Origin of the sequence: Mycobacterium sp. NS-7484 (assembly GCF_001953975.1) — a bacterium.
GTDB lineage: Bacteria > Actinomycetota > Actinomycetes > Mycobacteriales > Mycobacteriaceae > Mycobacterium.
This window is the reverse complement of record NZ_MBEJ01000049.1, coordinates 1-20,963: the sequence shown is the minus strand read 5'-3', so window position 1 is coordinate 20,963 and position 20,963 is coordinate 1. Positions and strand designations below refer to the sequence as shown.

The window sequence follows — 20,963 nt, the reverse complement described above, 5'->3', positions numbered from 1 at the left end:
CGCCGACGGGCACACTGGACACATGGACCCGGTCACCGCGCTGCGCCAGATCGCGTACTACAAGGACCGGGCGCGGGAGGACCCGCGACGGGTGATGGCTTACCGCAATGCCGCCGACACCGTCGAGGCGTTGACCGATGCCCAGCGCGAACGTCTCGGCGCGAGCAACAGTTGGCAGACGCTGCCCGGGGTCGGACCCAAGACCGCGAAGGTGATCGCGCAGGCCTGGGCCGGCCACGAGCCGGACACCTTGGTCGAATTGCGTTCAGCCGCCAAGGATCTCGGCGGTGGAGAGTTGCGCGCGGCGCTGCGCGGTGACCTGCACGTGCACTCGAACTGGTCCGACGGGTCGGCGCCGATCGAAGAGATGATGCTGGCCGCACGCGATCTGGGCCACGAATACTGTGCCCTCACCGACCATTCGCCGCGTTTGAAGATCGCCAACGGGTTGTCGCCGGAGCGGTTGCGCGAGCAGCTCGACGTCATCGAAGAGGTGCGCGAACTCGTCGCACCGATGCGCATCCTCACCGGGATCGAGGTGGACATCCTCGAAGACGGATCGCTGGACCAGGAACCCGAGTTGCTCGAACGCCTGGACGTGGTGGTGGCCAGTGTGCACTCCAAGCTGGCCATGGACGCCCCGGCGATGACCCGGCGCATGCTGAACGCCGTCGCCAACCCGCATACCGATGTGTTGGGGCACTGCACCGGGCGGCTGGTCACCGGTGGACGCGGGCAGCGGCCGGAATCGAAGTTCGACGCCGAGAGGGTGTTTACCGCCTGCCGTGACCACGGCACTGCCGTCGAGATCAACTCCCGCCCGGAGCGGCGCGACCCGCCGACCCGGCTGCTCGAGCTGGCCCGGGACATCGGCTGCGTGTTCAGCATCGACACCGATGCGCATGCACCCGGTCAGCTCGATTTCCTGGGTTACGGTGCGCAGCGAGCGTTGGATGCCGAGGTTCCCGCCGAGCGGATCGTCAACACCTGGCCCGCCGAACAACTGCTCGACTGGACTGCCTCATAGACTCACGCGATGCACGCGGATCTCGGCATCGACACCGTCATCACCCTGCTGGCCGCCGGCCTGATCTTCCTGCTGGCGCTGGTACTCGGGGTGTGGAAGTACCGGCAGATGGCCACGAGTGAAAATCACCTGGCCCACCCGTACGTCGACATCGCCCACCGAGCCGCCCTGCTGTATTCCTTCGCGACGCTGTTGGTGGCGGTGTTCGTCGAGCTCAGTGCCTGGCCCACCGCGGTCAATCTCACCGCGGCCATGGTGCTCGTGTTCTTCTTCGTCGTCGCGATCGGCAGTTACATCGAGCACGGCGCCAAGCAGGACACCACCAACCAGTTCGAGCACCCGACCGGGGCCCTTCATGCCGGCATGGTGGCGCTGATCGTGGGAGAGATCGGTGGATTCGCGGTATTGCTGGCCGGATTCATTGCGGCGCAGTTCTTTTAATACGGCAGCGTAGGCATTTCCAGGCCAGGATCCCGCCCGACGAGCACCCCGCGGGTCAGCATCGCGTTGCCGAACCGCTGACGTACCTCGTCGATCGCGCCGTCGATCGCCACCGGATCTGGCTCGGATTCGAACGGCAACTCCAACTGCTGGCTGCCCGCATGGTCGATGTTGGACACCGCGAAACCGATGAGGGTGAGCCCGCGCTCGGCGATGACGGGCGCGGCGGCGCTCACCAGGGCCCGCGCCGCGGCCAGCACCGCCTCCGTCGAGGCGGTGGCCCGGGGGAGGGTGTGCGACCGGGTGGCGCGGCCGAAATCGTCGAAGCGCAAACGCAATACGACGGTACGTCCGGTGCGCCCGGCGCCACGCATCCGGCGGGTGATGCGGTCGACGAGGTTGACCACCACCATGTCCACCTCCGCGGCCGACATGGTGTTGCCGCGCCGCCCCAGCGCGCGCTGGGCGCCGATCGAACTGCGCCGCACGCCCGTCGTCACCCTCCGGCGATCGATGTTGCGCGACAACGCATACAGTTGCCGGGCCATAGCGCCGCCGACCATGGTGCTCAGTGCCGACTCGGACAGCTCGGCCACGTCGGCCACCGTCTCGACGCCGTGGTCGTGCAGTTTCGCGGCGGTCTTGGCGCCCACACCCCAGAGCCGGCGCACCGGCAGCGGATGCAGGAACGCCAGCTCGCGATCGGGCGGGACCAGCAGCAGCCCATCCGGTTTGGCGACCTGGCTGGCCACCTTGGCCAGGAACTTCGTGCGGGCGATGCCGACCGTGATGGGCAGGCCCACCTGCTCGCTGACCTGCTCGCGCAGCCGTCGGGCGATCTGCACCGGCGTGCCCGACACCCGGGCCAGCCCGGACACGTCGAGGAACGCCTCGTCCACCGACAACGGCTCGACCACCGGCGTGGTGTCTTCGAAGACCCTGAACACCTCTCGACTCGCCTCCGAGTACGCCGACATCCGCGGCGGCACCACCACGGCCTGCGGGCACAACGCCCGAGCCTGGCGTCCGCCCATCGCGGTGCGCACGCCGAACGCCTTGGCCTCGTAACTGGCCGCCAGCACCACGCCGCCCCCGACGATCACGGGCCGGCCGCGCAGCGCCGGATCGTCACGCTGCTCGACCGAGGCGTAGAACGAGTCGAGATCAGCGTGCAGGATGGCTGCCTGCAGAGTCGGACCATCGGACACGAACATATGTTCGCATAGTCGGGGCCTAGTGACTCAAACTCTCGGCACGGTTGGTGGCCGCCAACGGCTGACAGATCCTGCGATGAGACCGAAGACCGTATCCGGTGTGAGGCGCAGCGCGACGTCGCGGCTGCGCATCAGCATTTCGGTGCGTGGACTCGCAATATAGGACCCGATCTTGGAGGCGCTGTAGAGCGCTAGGTGGCGCCGACGGCGTTTCGCCAGTTCGGTGGCACCGCCAGTGGCCAGGGTGATCGCATCTTCCATGGCCAGCGCCGCCCCCTGGCCGAAGGTGGGGCGCATGGTGTGCGCCGCGTCGCCGATGAGTACGACTTTTCCGCGGACCAGATCACGCACTGGCGGGGCTTCGAAGATCTCCGGGGTGGCGATCTGGGGCGGGTCGGCCGCATCGATCAACATCGGCAGCGGTGTCGCCCAGTCCCGATAGTCACGTAACTGGGCGTGCGGTTGGTGTGTCCCGCCGTAGACGTAGGTGCGTCCATCGGCCAGCGGCAGGATCCCGAAATCGGCGACCCGTCCCCAAATTGAGCCGAATCCGGAGTCCAGTTCACGGTCGACGATCCACGACCAACCATTTGTGCCGGTGAATCTCGGTGGCGGCGCATCCGGCCAGAGCGATCGTCGGACGACACCACGGGTGCCGTCGGCTCCGACGACGAGGTCGAATCGCTGTTCGCGGTCGTTCACGGTCAGCGAGCCGTCGACGCCCACGCCTGTCACCGTGCTGCCGTAGTGCAGGCAATGCGCCGGGAGGCGGTCGGTCAGCCAGGTGATCAGCTGCCGACGCAGCACGGTTGCGTACTGGTCTCCGCCGGTGAGTTGGGCCAGCGTGCGGCGCACGAGAACGCGGCCGTCGTAGGTGCGTACGGTGGCCGACGTTCGTGACCACGGCTCGGTGAGGATGTTCTCGCGCACGCCGAGAATCGAGAGGCACGTCAGGGCGTTCTGGGCGAGGGAGATTGCGCCGCCGGCCGTGGACGGACCGGCGGATTTTTCGAACACGTCGACGTCGTGGCCGGTGTCGCGGAATGCGATTGCAGCCGCAAGGCCGGCGAACCCGCCACCGACGATCCCCACCCGCATGTTCGTAAACTACGACGTGTAGTAGTGGAAGTCGAGTGGCCAGGGCGCTGATTAGTCGGTGTCGCCGTAGATGCTGGTCAACCAGATGTGGGTGAGGGTGTCGACCACCTTGTCATAGTCGACCGCGGGTTGTTCGGCGCTCAGGGCCGCCATCATGGTCCGCTCGTTCATCAGGTTGAGCGACGTCGCGAGATCCCGGGCGGAAATGGTGTCGGGGGCTGCTCCGCGCTGCCGTTCGGCCGCGATCAGGGCGGCCGTCAGATTGATCCACTTCTGCATGAGCCCGGACCAAAAAGTGCGAAACTCCGGACTGCTGTTGAGCGCCTCGGTGCCGGCGCGGGCAGTGGCGGGGTGCGAGGCGAACGAGTCGAAGAAGATCTCGATGCCCCGGCGAATCGCCCGCTTGGGATCGGCCGGCATGTCTTCGAGCGCGCTGTCGAAGCCCGTGTCGGCACGCTTGATCAGTGGATCGATCAATGACAGTAAGACTGCTTCCTTCGACGGGAAGTAGAAGTAGAAGGTCGGGCGAGAGATTCCGGCGCCTTTGGCCAGGTCATCGACAGATATGTCGGCGAACTTCTTGTTTTCCAGCAGCTGCCGAGCCGTTGCGAGGATCGCCGCCTCACGGTCGTCGCCCGATGGCCGGGCGGCTCGGCGACCGCGCGGCGCGCGGGTGGTGCTGGAGGTGGTCACAGCCAGAACCTTAACACTGTGTTGAATTTATCAACAGGCTGTTGACCCACTCAACACCGTGTTGATACCGTCGGTCCCATGAACGAACACTTCGATGTCGTGATCGTCGGCGCCGGTATCTCCGGCATCAGCACGGCCTGGCACCTGCAGGACCGCTGCCCCACCAAGAGCTACGTGATCCTCGAGCGCCGGGAGAACATCGGCGGCACCTGGGACCTGTTCAAATACCCGGGCATCCGCTCCGACTCGGACATGTTCACCCTCGGGTTCCGGTTCAAGCCCTGGGAGTCGGCCCGCTCGATCGCCGACGGCCAGTCGATCTGGAACTACATCAACGAGGCCGCCGACGAGAACGGCATCCGCGAGCACATCCGCACGGGCCACCGCGTCCTGTCGGTGGACTGGTCGGACGCCGACAACCGCTGGACCGTGGACATCGAGCACAACGGCGAAGCCAAGCAGATCACCGCGTCGTTCCTGTCGGTGTGCAGCGGCTACTACAACTACGACGAGGGCTACTCACCCGAATTCCCGGGTGCCGCGGACTTCAAGGGTCAGATCATCCACCCGCAGCACTGGCCCGAGGACCTGGACTACACGGGCAAGAACGTCGTCGTGATCGGGTCCGGGGCCACCGCGGTGACCCTGATCCCGTCCCTGGTCAACGGCGGCGTCGGCCACGTGACGATGCTGCAGCGCTCGCCCACCTACATCGGCTCGCTGCCGCTGGAGGACCCCGTCGCGCTGAAGACCAACAAGTACCTGCCGAAAAACCTGGCGCACTTCGTCAACCGGTGGAAGCAGATCGGCTACAGCACCGGGCAGTACCAGGTTGCCCGCAACTTCCCGGCGGTCTTCAAGAAGGTGCTGCGCCGGATGGCCGAACGCCGGCTGCCCGAGGGGTTCGACTACGACAAGCACTTCAGCCCCCGATACAACCCGTGGGACGAGCGAGTGTGCCTGGCGCCCAACGGTGATCTGTTCAAGGCGATCCGCTCGGGCAAGGCCGGCGTCGTCACCGACACCATCGAGACCTTCACCGAAACGGGCATCAAGCTCACCTCGGGTGAGGAGCTGCAGGCCGACATCATCGTCACCGCAACCGGTTTGAACATGCAGCTGTTCGGCGGTGCGGTGGCCCACCGCAACGGTGAGCCGATCGACCTGACCAAGTCCATGACCTACAAGGGTCTGATGCTCTCCGGCGTGCCGAACATGGCGATCACCTTCGGTTACACCAACGCATCCTGGACGCTCAAGGCCGATTTGGTCTCCGAGTTCATCTGCCGCGTGCTGAACTACATGGACGCCAACGGTTTCGACCGGGTCGAACCACAGCACCCCGGCGACAGCGTCGACGAACTGCCGTTCATGGACTTCACCCCTGGCTACTTCCGCCGGGCCATGGACACCCTGCCCAAGTCAGGCTCGGCAGCGCCGTGGAAGCTCAAGCAGAACTACTTCTTCGACATGCGCACGATCCGCTACGGCAAGGTCGATGAGGAGTCGCTGCACTTCACCAAACACCGTGCAGCCGTGAAGGTTTGAGTCAGGTCACGCGGCGACGACGACGATGCCGTCCTCGTCGGCGTACGTGATCTCGCCCGGAACGAACGTCACGCCGCCGAAGCTGACCTCGACGTCGCGCTCACCCTCACCGGTCTTGGTGCCCTTGCGCGGGTTGGTGCCCAGGGCCTTGATCCCGACGTCGATGGTCCGAAGGGCGGCCGCGTCGCGCACTGCGCCGTGCACGATCACCCCGGACCAGCCGTTGTCGGCGGCCAGCCCGGCGATGATGTCGCCCACCAGCGCGGTGTGCAGCGAGCCGTTGCCGTCGACCACCAGCACCCCGCCGTTACCGGGGGTGGACAGGATCGACTTGAGCAGTGCGTTGTCCTGGAAGCAGCGCACCGTCGTGATCGGCCCGGCGAACATGGTCTTGCCGCCGTAGTTCTGCAACTGCAGATCGCAGCTACGGACGTCGGGGTAGATCTCGTCGACCAGATCAGCGGTGGCGCGCGGTTCGATACTCACCCCGCAATTATCGCAGCTCGCTAGCGGCCGACACTTTGCACGATGATGTCGTGCACGAACTGGGCCAGCCCGGGCTCGGCATCGTCGTAGTAGCGGGCGAAGCGCTCGTCCTGCACATAGATCGCAGAGCAGGCCACTATTGACCCTGACGTCGCGTCAGGGTCAACCGGAAAGTCAGTCTTCCTCGGAATTTCGCCTGCTGAGCAGGACCAGGATCACGGCCAGAACGCCGACGGCCACCGCTGCCACCACGGGCAGTTTGGACGACGAGCTGTCGGCCAGTGGAACCGGCGCTGGGCCAGCCACCGGGTTGGTGGCCGATGTGACGGTCGACTTGGCTTGGGCAGCAGCCTCTTTGGCTGCCTTGGCGACATCCGGGACCGGGATGGCGGGTGCGGGCGCAGGCTCGACGGGAGCCGCGGGAGGAGCGGGCGGCGGAGCAGGCTGCACCTTTTTCGCCGGGGCCTTTTTTGCCGGAGCTTTCTTGGCGGCCTTGGCCGGGGCCTTTTTTGCAGCCGCCTTCTTGGCCGGGGCTTTCTTGGCGGCTTTCTTGGCAGGCGGAGGACCGGGCTTGGGAGCCGACTCAGCCGCGGTCTCGGGCTTCTCGGCGGGTTGATCCTGCTCCTCTGCCATCTGGCTGCTCCTTTGCAGTATCTGGTGTTCCGCGCCAGCGCGGTCGGTGGGGGCCGGCAGTATTCCCATCATGCCAGGCGCCCCGGCGGTCAACCCGTGACGGCCAGAGCCGCGGCAAGGGTGACCGCCACAGCCATGATGCCCAACTCCACGATCGAGCGGTTCTGTGACAGCGCAGCCGTGCTGCGGTGGGCGCGCGCCGCGGGCAGCCATTGTGAGCGGTTTCGCCACGCCAGGCCCAGCAGCACCACGGTCACCACCAGCTTGGCCGTCAACACCCGGCCGTAATCGGTGGTCCACAACTCCGTCGGCGACCCCAGCCGGATCGCCGCCCCGGCGACTCCGGCGGCCAGCAGCACACCCACGCACCACAGCGACAACTGCGAGAACCGGGGCAACACCCTGGCCCACTGGCCGCGGTGGGTCACGGTGAGCAGCAGCGCCGCGAGCACGCCACACCACACCGCGGCGGCCAAGGCGTGCACCGTCACCGCCATCCCGCCGATCGGGCTTTCCGAGAGGTGCCCGGTCAAGGTTCTGGCGGCCATGCCGACCGCCGCGACGCCCACGGTGGCAGCGGTGGTGGTGGCGCTGCGGGGAACGAAGATCGCCACCACGCCGACGATCAAGGCCGCTGCGATACCGACCAAACCGGATCGTCCCGCGGCCGTGTGCACACCGAAATCGACCAGGGTGTGCGTGCCGAGCTGCCAGAACCGCCGGCCTGCGGTGGCCGCCGCCTCCGCCGTCAGCCGCACGACCTCGGCCATCAGCCAGACCGCCGCCGCCACGGCCAGTGGCCCAGCTGCCTTACGGCCCAACTCGTCGCGATAGCGGGCGGATTCCAGCAGCGGCACCGCGGCCAGCCCGAGCGTGACGACGGCCGCGCCGTCGGCCAAAGCCCGGATCAGCGCTGCCGTCATCGTTGACGTCGGACCGCCCACCAGGCTCCGCCGCCGACGAGCACGACGGCAACCAGGACGAAAGGCCACACCACGATGCCGCCGTCGGACTGCGCCGGGGAGGCGGCGGCCGGTCCGGGGGTGCCCGTGCCCGCGACGGTCAGCTCGAACGACCACGAGCCCGAGACCACATGGCCGTCTGCCGAGGTGACCCGGTAGTTCACCGTGTAGGTGCCGGCCGGGCCGAGCGGACGGACACCGACACTGATCACGGCGCCGGCGACCTTCGGATCCCCGTCGGACCACAGGTTGTGGTCCGGACCGACGACCGTCATGCTCGCGAACGCCGGCTGCAACGCCTCGTTGAACGTCGCGCTCACCCGCTGCGGGGACGAACTGAGCGACGACTGCTCGGCCGGATCGGCGGCGATCCGCGCCGCATGCGCCGACGCCGCCGGGGCACCGAGCAGCGCCGAGGCGGCCAGGAGCAGCCCGGTCAGGCCGGCGGCCAACAACCGGCTCATGACCGGCGCCGGTTGAGAAGCGCCGCCACCACCGCGGCGGCCGCGACGATCAGTGCCCCGCCGGCCAGCCAGCGCGCCGAGTTGTCGACGGTGCCTGCCGGCTCTGCGGCAGTCGGTGCGGCGGGCGGTGGCGTGCTCCCGTGCGCGGCATGCGCGTCGTCTGACGGGGCGCCGCTCAGCGCCAGCTGCGGTGCCGGATACTCGGGTTCGCTGCCGTCGGGCAACGGAGCCTGATCCCAGCGGACCACGGTGCCATCGGAATAGGTCTGGACGGCCGGGAAACTCGCCGTTGGGGCGTCCGGCAATTTGACCGACACCCGGAACAGGGCGAATTGCTCCGAGGAGATTCCCACCCCGGGATTCGCCGTCCAGGTCACCGACCGAACTGTGCCGGCGGCGGTGTCGCGGTCCAGCTTGGCCGTCCAGCCTGGCACGACCTCGGTGCGGGCCGAGGCCACATCGGGCAGTTCGACTGTCAATTGGGTTGTGAGCGCACCGGTGTCCGACTCACCGGGCACGCGGAAGGTGAGCACCGACGTGCTGCCTGGTGCCGGATTGTCGGCGTCGACGTGGACGTGGGCCCAGGCGGGCGCGGCGGTGAGCAGGCCGGCGACGGTTACCGCGGCGGTGGTGAGCAGGGCGCGCGAGGACACCCCGGTGAGGGATTGCATGTCTTGGTCTTTCTGGTGTCGTTCGGGTCGGTGTGATCAGGCGGGAAGCCGGACCGGTGGACCGCGATGCGACACAGAGGCGGCCAGGAAGAGTGCGGAGTGCAACGGCTGATCGGTGCCGTCGGCAAGGGCGCGGACAGTCGACACCGGTGCCGGTCCGCGCTCGACGGCCACCGCACGCACCACGCGAGACACGGCCGCCGACAACCGGGCCCCGCACGCGATCAGGACCGCACCGAGCGATACCGCCACCACGTGCGCGCCGAACATCGTCGGGCCGGGCCAGGAATCATGCGAGTGCGACGTGGCGGCCATCAATAGGTGGGCCAACAGTTGGCCGGCACCCAGGAGCAGCCACAACGCCGCGACGCGGTTCGCCCGGGCCGCCGTGGCGGCGATGGTTCCCAGAGTCATGGCGAGGATCGCGAGCTGGGCGGCCACTGCCCCGGTCGGCAGGCTGCCACCCGCCATGCCATGGGCCGCCACGGCCAGCGCGGCGGTGAGCGAGCCGACGGCCGTACCGCGCAGGCCGGCTGCGGAGTCGGTACGGACGACGGTCATGGACGTCGGCTCAGACCAGGCCCAACCGAGCCATAAGGTCGGCATCGATGCCGTCGAGCTGAGCGGCGATCGCCGCGTGTGCACCGCGACGACGGGCGGTCGGCATGTTCTCCGCCGCGGTCACGGCAGCGGCCAGATCGGTCAGCCGCTCGCCGATCGCGGTGACGAACTGCTTGGTCTCGGCATCCTTGGGTTTCTTCTCGGCGACCTGTCGTAGCGTCTGCTCGGCACCGGAGATCCGCGCCGACAGCTCGGCGCCATGTCCGGAGAACTGACCGAGTTGCGCCAGCGGAACGCCAAGCCGATCGGCCCGACGCTCGTCGAGGGCGCCCCTGGCGGCCGTGGCGGCGCGGTAGATCAGTGGCACCAGCACCGGCGCCAGCAAACGCGTGACGGTCAGCAGACGCCGAATCCGGGCGGGGGAGAGCAGGCGCCCTTCCCGTGCGGCCTTCAACTCTGCCTCGGCCACTTTGAGGGCATTGCGGTCGCTGTCGCGCTGGGCTTTGACCTGAGCTTTGAGGGCGCGGTGCGCAGCTTTTTGATCCGACCTGATGCGACGAGCCTCGTTCTTTGCGGTGAGCCGGGCTTCCAGCTTGGCCTTGGCCTTGATGGCGCGGGCTTCGGCGCGGCGGGTGGCGCGGCTTTTTCGTCGCGTGAACAGGCCCATTCCGGTTGCCTCCCGGTCAATTCGTCGTGTGTCGATGGTCACCGCAGAACTGCTGCAGACCCACAGTATCGTCCGGCCGATTTGCTCGACCGCGGCTCCCCGGGAACCAGCCGGGCAATCGGCTGAGCTAGCAAATTTGAGCTGGATGATTGTGCAAGAATCGAACCGGTTCATTTCAGCCATAGGGCGGTGCGCGAAAGGGTGGTGACAACGTGCGTTCGCGGTTGCGCGTCGCCGCCTCGACCGGTCTGGTGCTTTCTGGCCTGATCACCGCGGGGATAGGTGGAGCGCTGGCCTTTGCCGACCCCGACCGGGGCCGGCCGGTCGGCGGTCATGAAGCCTCGAGCAGCACCGGTAAGGACCACTCGGGCCCCCGAGGGGGCCGCGACCACGATCACGTCTCGGGCCACGGTCACGACGGGGACGTCCAGGGCGGTGACGGCGGCCCGCGCCGCCCATGGGGTACGCGCCGATGGCACCGGCCCACCGACAAACCGACGCGGACCAGTGGTGAGCCGACGAGGACGTCGGGCAAACCTTCGGAACCCTCGGGCACGCCGACGGCCACCCACACCGGGACGCCGACCGACACCAAGACCGAGACACCCAGCACCGGGCCGTCCACCGAAACCACAGGGCCTACCGAAACAACGGGGCCGTCGCAGACCTCGGCCACCCCCAGCAGTACCGACGTCACCACGACCGAGGTCTCGGTGACGACGAGCGCGGCCACGTCCACCACTCGGACGTCGACGGAGACCACCAAGACGACGGAGACCACCAAGACGACGGAGACCACCAAGACGACGGAGACCACCGAGCCAACCGAGACGACGCAGACCTCCACCTCCATCGTCATCGGACTTCCGGACGTCGGAAACGACCGGGACGGTGGAGTGCCGGCACCGTTCAACTACGCGCGCCCACCGAGCATGCAGTTGCCGCTGCGACCGACACAGCCCCAGGCCGTCGCCAACCCCGGTGCGCCGCCGCCCGGATTGGCCGCGGCGGCCGGAGTGCCGCCGATCGTGGTTCCCGTCGTCCTACCGGTCATCGTGCCGCCGCTGGCGGTGCCTTTGAGCGGTCCGGACTCCGACCGTGGGCCGCGGTCCGGGCCCGACGTGCACCCCACCACCAAGCTGAGCATCGAGACGTCGACTCCGGTCGCGGTCGGGTTGGACGCCGCGATTCCGCCGGCATCGTTCCGGGCGGGGTATGCAGACTATCTGCGCACCGCCAGCACCACCGAGATCGCGGCGATGGCCCTGCCGGGGGTAACCGGGATGATGGCACTCACCGGTCTGGGCGGATTCGTCGGGTACCGGCAGGCAAAAGCCGGCCGTACGGTCCGAATCGACGCAACCCGGTTCATGACCTGAGAACGACTTGGGACAATATCCCGGGGTACTACGAAGGGATGAGAGGGGGGAACATGTCGGCCAGCCGAAGTGTCACGCGTGCTGTCAACGAGGTGCTCGACCTCGCCCCGCGCAAGGGCGAAGTCACCTTGACCCGCTTGGTCGATGCAGTGGCCGAGAGTCGTGGTAGGCCGATCGAGCTGACCATGGCCGAGCTTCCGCCCGGCGTCTGCGGGCAATGGCGTCAGTACGTCGACCATGACGTTTTCCTCATCCAACAGGGACTTCCGGCCTGGGATCGCACGTTGGCCCACGAGCTCGGGCACCTCGTCCTGGGACATGAGGGCATCTCGATCGTCGACGCGGCGGCGGCCTCGGCCGAGGTCGCCACCTCTGACCTGATCAGCTACATGCTCAACCAGCGGACCGGTTGCATGGGTCCCAACGGCGAGGACATCGAGCAGGAGGCCGAGGACTTTGCCGCACTCCTGCTCTACCGCCTGGGCCGACTGCCGTCCGACCGATCATCGATCGTGCAGGTCCGCCTCGGAGAGGCGTTTGGTTGATCGTTTGGGTGATTGCCGGGCTGCTCGGCCTGGCGACCGGCCTGCGCATCGGTTGGGCACTGGTCAACAAACAATCCCTGGTGAGCTCGGCGATGATCGTGTCGTTGGGCAGCCTGGGGATCGTCGCTGCGTTGAACTGGGAGCCGCTGGCCCTGCTGATCGACACTCTGCTGCACTGGCCGAACGTCGCGGTGGCATTGAGCCAGATCGCGTTGATCGCTTGTGCGGCAGGCAGTTGCGTGATGATCACGACCGCATCTTCGGACCACTCGGCCACGATGACCCGACGCATCGCCCTGATCCAGTACGGCATCGCCGCTGTGGTGGCGGTCGTCAGCGTGGTCATCTTCTTCAGCGCCGGTAAGCAGCCGGAGATGGCGCCCGCGGAATATCTGAAGCGGGACCTCGGCGCGGACGGCACCTCGTGGCTGCTGCCACTGCTCTACGTGTTCCTGGCGCTGACCCTGGTGGTGTGGGCCGGCCTGCGCTACTCGAATCGCAGCCGGCGCGGCCGGGCCCTGTTCCTGTTCACCATCGGCATGGTGCTGATCGTCGCGGCCAGCGGCTTCTTCCTGATTCGGGCCGCGGGCCGGACAGAGCCGGTCGGTGTCGGCGCCGCGGCGACCCTGCTCGGATGTGCGATGGTGATCGTCGCCGCCGGATCGCTGCTCCCGAGCGTCGAAGACTGGTTCGGGGCACACCATGAGCTGCGGACCATCAAGCCGTTGTTGAGTGAACTGGCCCGCCGGCAGCCCGACGTCGGCATCGGTGTGCGTCCGCGTGGTCCGCTCGTGTTCCGCGTGGCCGAACGCATGTCGCTGATCTCCGACGCGCTCTACCTTGAGGCCACCGCGGCCGACGCGCGCCGGCATGAGGCGTCGGCACCGCCGGGGTCAAGCGGCGCAACGCAATTGGGGGACGGCGAGCGTCCGAAGGTGCCCCCGCGCGATCAGGCCCGAAGCGTCGCCCAGTGGATCCGTGACACGCGCGACGGGGACGACGGTTCGGCGTTTCCGGGACTGGCGTGGCTCAGTCAGCCCGAATCGTATTCAGACCGGGAGTGGATCCTGGCGATCGCCGAGCAGTACCGGGAATTGGGCCGTACGGCGGCGCGCAGCTGAAAACCACGCGAATGGGGACCACCGAAACTGATCCCCACCGGCGTGGTTCGAGTGCGGAAAACCGACGATCAGTCGTCGAGGTGTTCCCGGCGGCGCAGCTCATCGACCTTCTGGACGAGATCCTGCTGAGCCTCCGTGGACAACCCGACGGTGCGGGCGGCGATCCGGCGAACCCCTTCGTCACGCATGCTGGCCAGCCAGGTCAGTTCCTTGTCGAGCTTCTCGTAGTACTCGTCGTCGGTGAAGTAAGCCGGCTTGATCCGGAAGAAGTTGGCAAGTGCGGCCATGGTTGCCGCCGACGGGTTGGTCCGGTTGCCCGAACGAAGCTGGGACAGGTACGGGGCCGACATGGTGACGCCCTCAGACTTCAGTGCGGCGATCACCTCGGCAGACGTGTGGGGTCCGCGCCCAGGTGGATAAACCGTATCGAACAGGCGGTTCAGGCGGGCGGCGAACGTCTTGCTCATCGATTTGACCTCCACATGCATCACGAGCGGTACGAATAAGGCGGCGTATTTGCTGACTATGGTAGCGAGTGTTGTGACGACAACCAAGTGCAAACCGCACAAAACTTAAACTGGCTTTGCGTTTTGTGGGCCCTTGACGGAGATGCCCGGGCCTTCGCCGTGGAGGTGCGCCGGGATTGCGCCGTCTGGCACTGCAAAAGGTGACGGTCGCGTTGTATTGAGTACGGTGAGCTGCGATCACGGGTCTGACCGATCATGATCATCTTCGTGGCGGGCAACGGTGGCACCGCTCTGACTAGCGGAAACAGATATTTGCTAGACCCCAGACCTGGTGTCGCGTCGGATTGCCTGCGACGTCGTTGTCGAACGACGTGGAACACGTTACAGGTGGAGCGCTTGAATGCGCATCAGCCCCCTTGCGTGCGGTAGCCAGAGAGCTGCGGACGGAATCGGAGCGTTGATTCCAGGCGAGGTTGCGGAGTCGACACGGGCCAGGTTTTCGCGCGGTGCCGAAGAATCGCCGTCCGCATCGGGATGGCCGGCATGGTTGCGGTGTGCGTTCGCGGCTATCTGGCCACTCGCCTCGGTGGCTGCGGCAGCAGGCATGGCGGCCTTTCGACACATCGCCGGTAGGTGCCGTTTGCACGGCGCACATTTCATGCGGTCGAAGGTGTCGTCCGCCGCGCTTCGTCGGCCGGGATTGAGCCCAGTAGGTCGACACGACGATCGCGGCTTTCGCCTCCGCCAATTCAGGGACCTTAGCCGCTACCTGCTGCTGCCGCCAGGTTTCTTATCCATTTTGGGCAGCCACATTCTCATATCTGGAGAGGATGTGCCCGGCCTGGGCGGGTCATGCCGCCAACAGCATCGCCAGGATCGCGGTGTCGGGATGGCTGATGGGGTCGACGCCGACCCGGCTGACCATGGAGGTCACGGTCCCGTCGGATTCTGCTTCGACCCAGGCCGCTCGGTGTTCCAGCCCGAGATGCGGGAGGCCCGGCAACAGCACGCAACCAGAAGCTGCGCCGGTGCATTCCGGTAAGGACGGGGTGGTTTCCGACGGCGGATGCAGCATCAGAAGTGCCGGCGGTTGATGCTCGGCGAAATATCCAGGCGGAAGCGCGGATTCGCCGACCACCGGACCTTCGGCGATGACCAGACCGACGGTGCCGGGTTGTGGTTGCTCGGGCAATTCCTCACGAACGCCGAAAATCGTTGTGGTGGACAGTAACCCGGGCAACGAAGCAACACGGACCGTGACAATCAGAAGCTGCGCCCACTCTTTCGTGGAATCAGGCCATCGCCCTGACACCACAAAGCCTTTGAGAGCGCCGCCGGAATGGAAGGGCGCGATCTCGATCGCGCGGCCGGACCCCGTGGTATCCATATCGCCTCCGGGACATCGGTATTGGCTCGCCATCGCCATGGCGCACCGACACGTCTGTGGGTCGATCTGATCAGAATGCGCCAGCAGTCGTGCCGGTGCAAGCGACACGGGGAACCGGGTGCGTAACGAATCGGCCCCGGAAACGAGGGCGGGGCGTCACGCTGTTGCGCGACGCCCCTTCTGGAGAGAACAGAGCCGGTCTGGCCCTCGGTTGGATCAGCCGAAGATCAGGCCGTTGGTCTTCGACGTGGCCGCTGCATAGCGGTTCTGCACGTCTTCCCAGTTGACGACGTTCCAGAACGCCTTGACGTAGTCCGCCTTGACGTTCTTGTACTGCAGGTAGAAGGCGTGCTCCCACATGTCGACCTGCAGCAGCGGAATGATGCCGAGCGGCACGTTGGCCTGCTGGTCGTACAGCTGGAACGTCAGCAGCCGGTCACCGAGGCTGTCGTAGCCGAGCACGGCCCAGCCCGAGCCCTGCAGACCGTTGGCCGCAGCGGTGAACTGCGCCTGGAACTTGTCGAACGAGCCGAACTGATCGTCGATCGCCGCGGCGAGATCACCCGTCGGCTTATCGCCGCCGTTGGGTGACAGGTTCTTCCACCAGATCGAGTGGTTCACGTGGCCGCCGAGGTGGAAGGCCAGGTTCTTCTCGTTGAGGAAGATCGCGGCGTGGTCACCGTTGGCCCGCGCCTCATCGAGCTTGGCGACGGCGTCGTTGACGCCCTTGACATACGCCGCGTGGTGCTTGCTGTGGTGGAGCTCGTTGATCTGCCCGGAGATGTGGGGTTCCAGCGCTCCGTAGTCGTAATCCAGGTCCGGCAAAGTGTATTCAGCCACGAGATTCCTTCCTCATTATCGATCGATGGAGCTGGGGCGTCCGTCAGCGATCCTCAAGTCCGATCTCAAGCTCGACACTCAAGATCACTGCCAACATTGCTCCATCGCAGGGCGCACCGCAAGGACGCGCGTGCCGACCACACGTATACCCGATCGCCCGTCGGTCAGAACAAGACGATGACCGCCAGGACGCCCAACAGAAGCAGAGCGATCACGCCGGCCCGCAGAAAGGCCATCTGCTGGTTGCGAGTGTGCAGGTGTCCGGACGAATGCCATTCAGGCTGAGGTATCGCTGAACCCGATCCCAGTGGATGTGAAGCCATCAGACACTCCTGACCTGCACGATCAACGTTTGCCCCCCAGTGAGTTCTGTCACAACAGCTGGTGTGACGCCGATCATAGACCCTGTGTGGGCCAGGTGAAAATCGGCTGCAAGATGCCTGGAACCGGCGCCGCCGCGGCCTGGAATCAGCGTGATCCCAACCGGGCCGGGGTAACGCCGCCAAACGGGTTCGGGCAGGCGTACGCGATTTCGCTCGGCGGTGCCGACGGTTGTTGATCGCCGGCGCCGACGCCCCAGGTTTATCCACAGCGATGGACAGCCGACGCACAGTTAGGTGCATTTCGGAGGCTTTCACGCAGGTGCGGGCCCTGTGGATGAACCTGTGGAAACTGTGGATAGGTTTCCGTTGCTGACGGCCGCGTCGGCCGACGAGGGCCGGGTGCGCTGCTATGGGCCGGCGTGCGAGCATGGCGGTATGGACGATGTGGAAGTCGGACAGGCAGACATCGCTGCGGTACCCACGACGTTCGAAGGGTCCGTGGTGCTCCTCGACGTCCGCGAGGACGACGAATGGCAGCGCGGTCACGTCGCCGGCGCGCAACACATCCCGATGGGTGACGTGCCGACCCGGATGGCCGAGATCGACCCGGATGCCGAGCTGTACGTGATCTGTCATGCCGGGGGACGCTCCCTGCGGGTGGCGAACTACTTGGCCCGCAACGGCTATACCCCCGTCAACGTCGAGGGCGGAATGCTGGCGTGGGCGGGGGCCGGCCGGCCGGTCGTCACCGATGCCGGTGAGCCGGGCTCCATCTGACCGCGACAACGGGACGCCAGATCGTGGCTAGGCTGGTCGGATGATCCAGGTGTGTTCGCAGTGCGGGACGCGCTGGAACGTGCGTGACCGGCAGCGGTCATGGTGCCCCCGCTGTGGCGGCTCCTTGTTGGCGCCCTCGGCCCCGCAACCGCAGTGGGCGCCGGCCGCCGGGCCCGCGACGGCAACCCCGCGGCCACCGTCGGCGCCGGGCCCTGCGCCCAGGCTCGCCCCCGGTTACCGCTGGATCGCGGTACGTCCCGGTGCTCCGCCGCATCAGCGGCGTCCGCGGCGCTCGCTCGGTCCGACGCCGCACTACCGCGTCATCCCGAGTTGGGGGCTGGAGCAGCATTTCGACGTCGACGACCACACTCGGGACGCTCACGATGACTCCAGGGTCGGCACGGCGCGGCTGATGCTCGTCGGGGCCATGGTGGTGCTCGGCGTCGCGGCCTTCGCCCACCTGGTCCGGTATGTGCTGCTGCTGATCAACCGCAGCATCCTGTTGCATCCGCTCATCGCAATCGGCGGAGTGGTGCTCGGTGTGTTGGCCAGCCTGTTGGCGATGGTCATCGTCGTGCTCGCGGTGGTGGCGCTGGTGCGCTGGCTGATCGCACGACGGGCCGCCCGCTACGCCGAGCACGGTGAGGTAGACCCGCGCAGCCCGATGACCCTGTGGCTGGGTTGTCTGGTCCCCGGGGTGAACCTGGTGATGGCGCCGGTGTTCGTCTGGGAACTGGCCGCACTCGAGGGCCGCCTCTCACACCTGCGCCGCCTGATCGTCGTGTGGTGGATCGTGTGGGTGCTCAGCGCCGTCGTCGCGGTGTCGTCGATGGTGAGCACCGTGTACGTGACCTTCTTCGGCGGGACCACACAGAACGTCGCCGACAACACCATGATCGCGATCGTCGGATATCTGCTGGGGTTGGCGGCGTTCCTGTTGACCGCGAAGGTGTTCGCCGGCTTCGAGGGCAGCGGCACGGCGGCTCAGCCCAGCGTCCGGCGGTGGGTGGTCGTCGAACCCGACACCTCTCCAGACCGTGAGGATTCCTCGGAATCCGCCGTTCCGGTTGAGTCCCAAGGGCAGAACCCGGCAGCATAGCCGTATGGAGACGGGCGACGACGGAGCCGATGGACAGGCGACACCGACGCCTGGACATCCGTTCGTGGTGGCCCATCGCGGCGCATCGGCCGATCGGCCTGAGCACACCCTGGCCGCATACGACCTGGCGCTGAGCGAGGGTGCCGACGGTGTGGAATGCGATGTTCGGCTGACGCGTGACGGCCATCTGGTCTGTGTGCACGATCGCCGGGTGGACCGCACTTCCACCGGCACGGGCCTGGTGAGTGAGATGACCCTGGCCGAGTTGCGCCGTCTCGACTACGGGTCGTGGCACGCCGGCGGCGCCACCGGGGACACCGGGTTACTGACCCTCGACGATCTCGTCTCGCTGGTGTTGGACTGGAACCGTCCGGTCAAGCTTTTCATCGAGACCAAACACCCCGTGCGCTACGGCGCGCTGGTGGAGAACAAGGTGCTGGCTCTCCTGCATCGGTACGGCATCGCCGCACCGGCGTCTGCCGATCTGTCCCGGGCGGTGGTGATGTCGTTCTCGGCGGCGGCGGTGTGGCGGATCCGTCGGGCCGCGCCGATGCTGCCGACCGTGCTGCTCGGTGAGACGTCTCGATATCTGGGCGGCAGCGCAGCCACCACGGTGGGCGCCACGGCGGTGGGTCCGTCGATCGCCACCCTGCGTGAGCACCCCGAGCTCGTGGACCGGGCCGCCGCCCAGGGCCGGGCACTGTACTGCTGGACCGTCGACCACTACGAGGATGTCCAGTTCTGCCGCGACATCGGGGTGGGTTGGGTGGCCACCAATCATCCCGGCCGCACCAAGAACTGGCTGGAGAACGGCCTGACCGGCGCGGGCCGGGACTGACTTTCGGCTAGAGAACGCCGCCGGCGGCCTTGGGCGCAGCCGGGTCCGCAGTCGTGGCGCCGCTGAGCTCCCTGGCGACGAAGTCCTCGATGTGGAACAGGTTGGTCCCGGCGCGGTCGGCGATCCGGACCAGCGTCGCCATCGAGGAAACCTCTTCGATCTGCTCCTTGAGGAACCACTGCATGAACTGCTCGCCGAGGTAGTCGCCCTCTTCGCGGGCCACGCTGGCCAACCGGCTGATCTGCTCGGTGACGGTGCGCTCCTGGCTGAGCGCCAGCGCGAGCGCATCGCGCGGTGTGTCGAAGCGGTTGCACACGCTGTCGACACCGGGGATCTCGGCGTCGATGTCCCGATCGAGCAGATACTGGACCAGCATCATGGCGTGGTTGCGCTCTTCGACCGCCTGGGCGTAGAAGTGCTTGGCAAGCTGCGGCAGATCGGCGCCGTCAAAATAAACCGCAATTGCGATGTATTGCTGTGACGCGGTGAACTCGCTGCGAATCTGGTCTTGGATAAGCGCGTGAAATTTCGTGTCGAGTTCACTGGTCGTCGTCATGACGGCGAGGATATAGCAGGTCAGGCGCCATTGTCATCGAAGGTGAACCTCATTGAGGGAAGCTTTACCTTAGTGGCGTGGTGCTGATTACTTTCCCAATGTCGAATTTGCTGGGATTAATTTAGCCTGCCCTGTGTTCACGGTTGGGGCGTCTCGATGACATCCGCTGGGACTGCTTCGTCATTGGCCAGCGCGGTGAACAGCCGTCCCGCCGCGTCACTGTCCCAGACCACCACGGCACCGGACTCGCTGCCGGTGAACTCACCGATCGGCACCGTCGTGGTGACCATGTCGCCGTGCATGGCCCAGGCCAGCCGGCCCAGATCCCAGACGTGTGCGTTCTCGTCCACAGCCACCGAGTCGGTGGCGGCGCGGGCCATCGGCTGCCATCGCAATGGGTTGAGCAGCACCTCCGGGCTGGTCGCTCGGTGCAGAAGGGCCGACATGAAGGCGCGTTGATGGATCATCCGGTCCAGGTCGGCGCGTGGTGTGGCGCGGGTGCGGACATACCCGAGCGCGCTGCGACCGTCGAGTTCCTGGCAACCGGCGGGCAGGTCGATGCCGGCCAGCGGATCGCTGATCGGTTCGGCCGGGCACATCGTCACCCCGCCGACGGCGTCGACGAGCCCGGCGAAGCCGTCGAACCCGATCTCGGCGTAGTGGTCGAGGTGCAGGCCGGTGGCGAGCTCGACGGTCTGGGCCAGCAGCGGGGCTCCGCCCAGTGAGAAGGCCGCGTTGACCTTGTCCTCGCCGTAGCCGGGAATCGGCAGGTAGGAATCGCGGGGAATCGAGACCATCGTGGCCGGGGTGTCCGAGCCGATGCCGGGGATGTGCACCAACAGGATGGTGTCGGTGCGGCCGTTGCCGATATCCCCGCCCGTGGCCAGGTCGGCCTGCTGTTCGGGGCTGAGATGCTGTCGACTGTCCGATCCGACGAGCAGCCACGTGGTGCCGTGGGCTCCGGCCGGGCGTTCGGGGTAATCGGCCAGGGCCGGGATGCGGTGCAGGGACGAGTCGACCCAGAAGGCCCCGCCTATCAGGGCCAGCGCAACCGTGAGCACGAGGATCAGGGGCACCACCATCACCAGGCGACCCCAGCGCCGCCGGCGCGGTTTGCGTGTGGGCTTGGGGCGGGGGGGCGGCGCGGGTGTGGGAGCCTGCCGGGG

Annotated in this window: 25 protein-coding genes and 1 pseudogene; 9 read left to right on the top strand and 17 right to left on the bottom strand. The window is 66.9% G+C overall.

Annotation, left to right across the window (positions count from 1 at the left end; genetic code table 11):
• Positions 1-22: 22 nt before the first annotated feature.
• The gene (locus A5733_RS09245) at positions 23-1,027 is read left to right on the top strand and encodes a PHP domain-containing protein (RefSeq protein ID WP_076239888.1); all 1,005 of its coding nucleotides are present in this window, start codon (positions 23-25) and stop codon (positions 1,025-1,027) included.
• A 9-nt stretch (positions 1,028-1,036) separates the two neighbouring features.
• Positions 1,037-1,468 carry a hypothetical protein gene (locus A5733_RS09240; RefSeq protein ID WP_067768254.1) on the top strand — a complete coding sequence of 144 codons (432 nt, stop codon included), beginning with the start codon at positions 1,037-1,039 and terminating at the stop codon, positions 1,466-1,468.
• Here A5733_RS09240 and dinB read toward each other — a convergent pair.
• The 3 genes from dinB to A5733_RS09225 are packed head-to-tail and all read right to left on the bottom strand — an operon-like array spanning position 1,465 to position 4,473.
• Positions 1,465-2,682: a DNA polymerase IV gene (gene dinB / locus A5733_RS09235; protein WP_076239887.1), complete on the bottom strand. Its 1,218-nt coding sequence runs from the start codon at positions 2,680-2,682 to the stop codon at positions 1,465-1,467. The two genes, A5733_RS09240 and dinB, sit on opposite strands and share 4 nt — an antisense overlap.
• Before the next feature lie 27 nt (positions 2,683-2,709).
• The gene (locus A5733_RS09230; protein WP_076239886.1) at positions 2,710-3,780 is read right to left on the bottom strand and encodes an FAD-dependent monooxygenase; all 1,071 of its coding nucleotides are present in this window, start codon (positions 3,778-3,780) and stop codon (positions 2,710-2,712) included.
• 51 nt (positions 3,781-3,831) lie between these two features.
• Positions 3,832-4,473 carry a TetR/AcrR family transcriptional regulator gene (locus tag A5733_RS09225; protein WP_067768249.1) on the bottom strand — a complete coding sequence of 214 codons (642 nt, stop codon included), beginning with the start codon at positions 4,471-4,473 and terminating at the stop codon, positions 3,832-3,834.
• Positions 4,474-4,551: 78 nt separating this feature from the next.
• Between A5733_RS09225 and A5733_RS09220 the strand changes: the two genes are divergently transcribed.
• Complete coding sequence (locus A5733_RS09220; RefSeq protein ID WP_067768247.1) at positions 4,552-6,021, top strand: NAD(P)/FAD-dependent oxidoreductase; 1,470 nt, start codon at positions 4,552-4,554, stop codon at positions 6,019-6,021.
• Between the two features lie 6 nt (positions 6,022-6,027).
• Here A5733_RS09220 and rraA read toward each other — a convergent pair whose 3' ends face one another.
• The 8 genes and pseudogenes from rraA to A5733_RS09180 form a co-directional block, all read right to left on the bottom strand.
• On the bottom strand, positions 6,028-6,507 hold the full coding sequence (gene rraA / locus A5733_RS09215; protein ID WP_076239885.1) for a ribonuclease E activity regulator RraA: 480 nt from the start codon (positions 6,505-6,507) through the stop codon (positions 6,028-6,030).
• Between the two features lie 20 nt (positions 6,508-6,527).
• Positions 6,528-6,635: pseudogene (locus tag A5733_RS09210) on the bottom strand (TipAS antibiotic-recognition domain-containing protein); the annotation flags it as partial.
• Between the two features lie 46 nt (positions 6,636-6,681).
• Positions 6,682-7,140 (bottom strand): hypothetical protein, encoded by a 459-nt coding sequence (locus A5733_RS09205; protein WP_076239898.1) that lies wholly within the window; start codon positions 7,138-7,140, stop codon positions 6,682-6,684.
• An 89-nt stretch (positions 7,141-7,229) separates the two neighbouring features.
• Positions 7,230-8,063, bottom strand: coding sequence for a copper resistance D family protein (locus A5733_RS09200; protein WP_083666064.1), 834 nt, complete (start codon positions 8,061-8,063; stop codon positions 7,230-7,232).
• Positions 8,060-8,566, bottom strand: a complete 507-nt coding sequence (locus tag A5733_RS09195; RefSeq protein WP_067768240.1) for a copper resistance CopC family protein — start codon at positions 8,564-8,566, stop codon at positions 8,060-8,062. The genes A5733_RS09200 and A5733_RS09195 overlap by 4 nt, the downstream gene beginning before the upstream one ends.
• On the bottom strand, positions 8,563-9,237 hold the full coding sequence (locus tag A5733_RS09190; RefSeq protein WP_076239883.1) for a YcnI family protein: 675 nt from the start codon (positions 9,235-9,237) through the stop codon (positions 8,563-8,565). Before A5733_RS09190 ends, A5733_RS09195 begins: the two co-directional genes overlap by 4 nt.
• 36 nt (positions 9,238-9,273) lie before the next feature.
• Positions 9,274-9,798, bottom strand: a complete 525-nt coding sequence (locus A5733_RS09185) for a hypothetical protein (RefSeq protein WP_076239882.1) — start codon at positions 9,796-9,798, stop codon at positions 9,274-9,276.
• Positions 9,799-9,808: 10 nt separating this feature from the next.
• The gene (locus A5733_RS09180; protein ID WP_067768234.1) at positions 9,809-10,465 is read right to left on the bottom strand and encodes a DUF6474 family protein; all 657 of its coding nucleotides are present in this window, start codon (positions 10,463-10,465) and stop codon (positions 9,809-9,811) included.
• 212 nt (positions 10,466-10,677) lie between these two features.
• On the opposite strand from A5733_RS09180, the gene A5733_RS27025 reads away from it, so the two are divergent.
• From A5733_RS27025 to A5733_RS09160, 3 genes are read left to right on the top strand one after another with little or no spacing between them, the layout of a single operon-like run.
• Positions 10,678-11,844 (top strand): hypothetical protein, encoded by a 1,167-nt coding sequence (locus A5733_RS27025; RefSeq protein WP_142253880.1) that lies wholly within the window; start codon positions 10,678-10,680, stop codon positions 11,842-11,844.
• Between the two features lie 53 nt (positions 11,845-11,897).
• A complete protein-coding gene (locus A5733_RS09165) occupies positions 11,898-12,389 on the top strand; it encodes an ImmA/IrrE family metallo-endopeptidase (RefSeq protein WP_067768228.1) in 492 nt (163 codons plus the stop codon).
• The gene (locus tag A5733_RS09160; RefSeq protein WP_076239880.1) at positions 12,386-13,510 is read left to right on the top strand and encodes a hypothetical protein; all 1,125 of its coding nucleotides are present in this window, start codon (positions 12,386-12,388) and stop codon (positions 13,508-13,510) included. The genes A5733_RS09165 and A5733_RS09160 overlap by 4 nt, the downstream gene beginning before the upstream one ends.
• 68 nt (positions 13,511-13,578) lie before the next feature.
• Here the strand turns inward: A5733_RS09160 and A5733_RS09155 are convergent, their stop codons facing one another.
• From A5733_RS09155 to A5733_RS27020, 4 genes are all read right to left on the bottom strand, one after another.
• On the bottom strand, positions 13,579-13,977 hold the full coding sequence (locus tag A5733_RS09155; RefSeq protein ID WP_066902092.1) for a secretion protein EspR: 399 nt from the start codon (positions 13,975-13,977) through the stop codon (positions 13,579-13,581).
• Positions 13,978-14,827: 850 nt separating this feature from the next.
• Positions 14,828-15,364: a peptidase gene (locus A5733_RS09150; protein ID WP_067768225.1), complete on the bottom strand. Its 537-nt coding sequence runs from the start codon at positions 15,362-15,364 to the stop codon at positions 14,828-14,830.
• Between the two features lie 216 nt (positions 15,365-15,580).
• Positions 15,581-16,204 carry a superoxide dismutase gene (locus tag A5733_RS09145; protein WP_003883955.1) on the bottom strand — a complete coding sequence of 208 codons (624 nt, stop codon included), beginning with the start codon at positions 16,202-16,204 and terminating at the stop codon, positions 15,581-15,583.
• Between the two features lie 164 nt (positions 16,205-16,368).
• Positions 16,369-16,527 carry a hypothetical protein gene (locus A5733_RS27020; protein ID WP_197508235.1) on the bottom strand — a complete coding sequence of 53 codons (159 nt, stop codon included), beginning with the start codon at positions 16,525-16,527 and terminating at the stop codon, positions 16,369-16,371.
• Positions 16,528-16,962: 435 nt separating this feature from the next.
• On the opposite strand from A5733_RS27020, the gene A5733_RS09140 reads away from it, so the two are divergent.
• From A5733_RS09140 to A5733_RS09130, 3 genes are read left to right on the top strand one after another with little or no spacing between them, the layout of a single operon-like run.
• Positions 16,963-17,304 (top strand): rhodanese-like domain-containing protein, encoded by a 342-nt coding sequence (locus tag A5733_RS09140; RefSeq protein WP_067768280.1) that lies wholly within the window; start codon positions 16,963-16,965, stop codon positions 17,302-17,304.
• 40 nt (positions 17,305-17,344) lie between these two features.
• The gene (locus A5733_RS09135; RefSeq protein ID WP_076239879.1) at positions 17,345-18,403 is read left to right on the top strand and encodes a DUF4328 domain-containing protein; all 1,059 of its coding nucleotides are present in this window, start codon (positions 17,345-17,347) and stop codon (positions 18,401-18,403) included.
• 4 nt (positions 18,404-18,407) lie between these two features.
• Positions 18,408-19,241, top strand: coding sequence for a glycerophosphodiester phosphodiesterase (locus A5733_RS09130; RefSeq protein ID WP_067768221.1), 834 nt, complete (start codon positions 18,408-18,410; stop codon positions 19,239-19,241).
• 7 nt (positions 19,242-19,248) lie between these two features.
• Here the strand turns inward: A5733_RS09130 and A5733_RS09125 are convergent, their stop codons facing one another.
• Complete coding sequence (locus A5733_RS09125; protein WP_067768219.1) at positions 19,249-19,797, bottom strand: ferritin; 549 nt, start codon at positions 19,795-19,797, stop codon at positions 19,249-19,251.
• 137 nt (positions 19,798-19,934) lie between these two features.
• A partial coding sequence (locus A5733_RS09120; RefSeq protein ID WP_233152657.1) for an LCP family protein occupies positions 19,935-20,963 on the bottom strand: 1,029 nt, incomplete at its 5' end.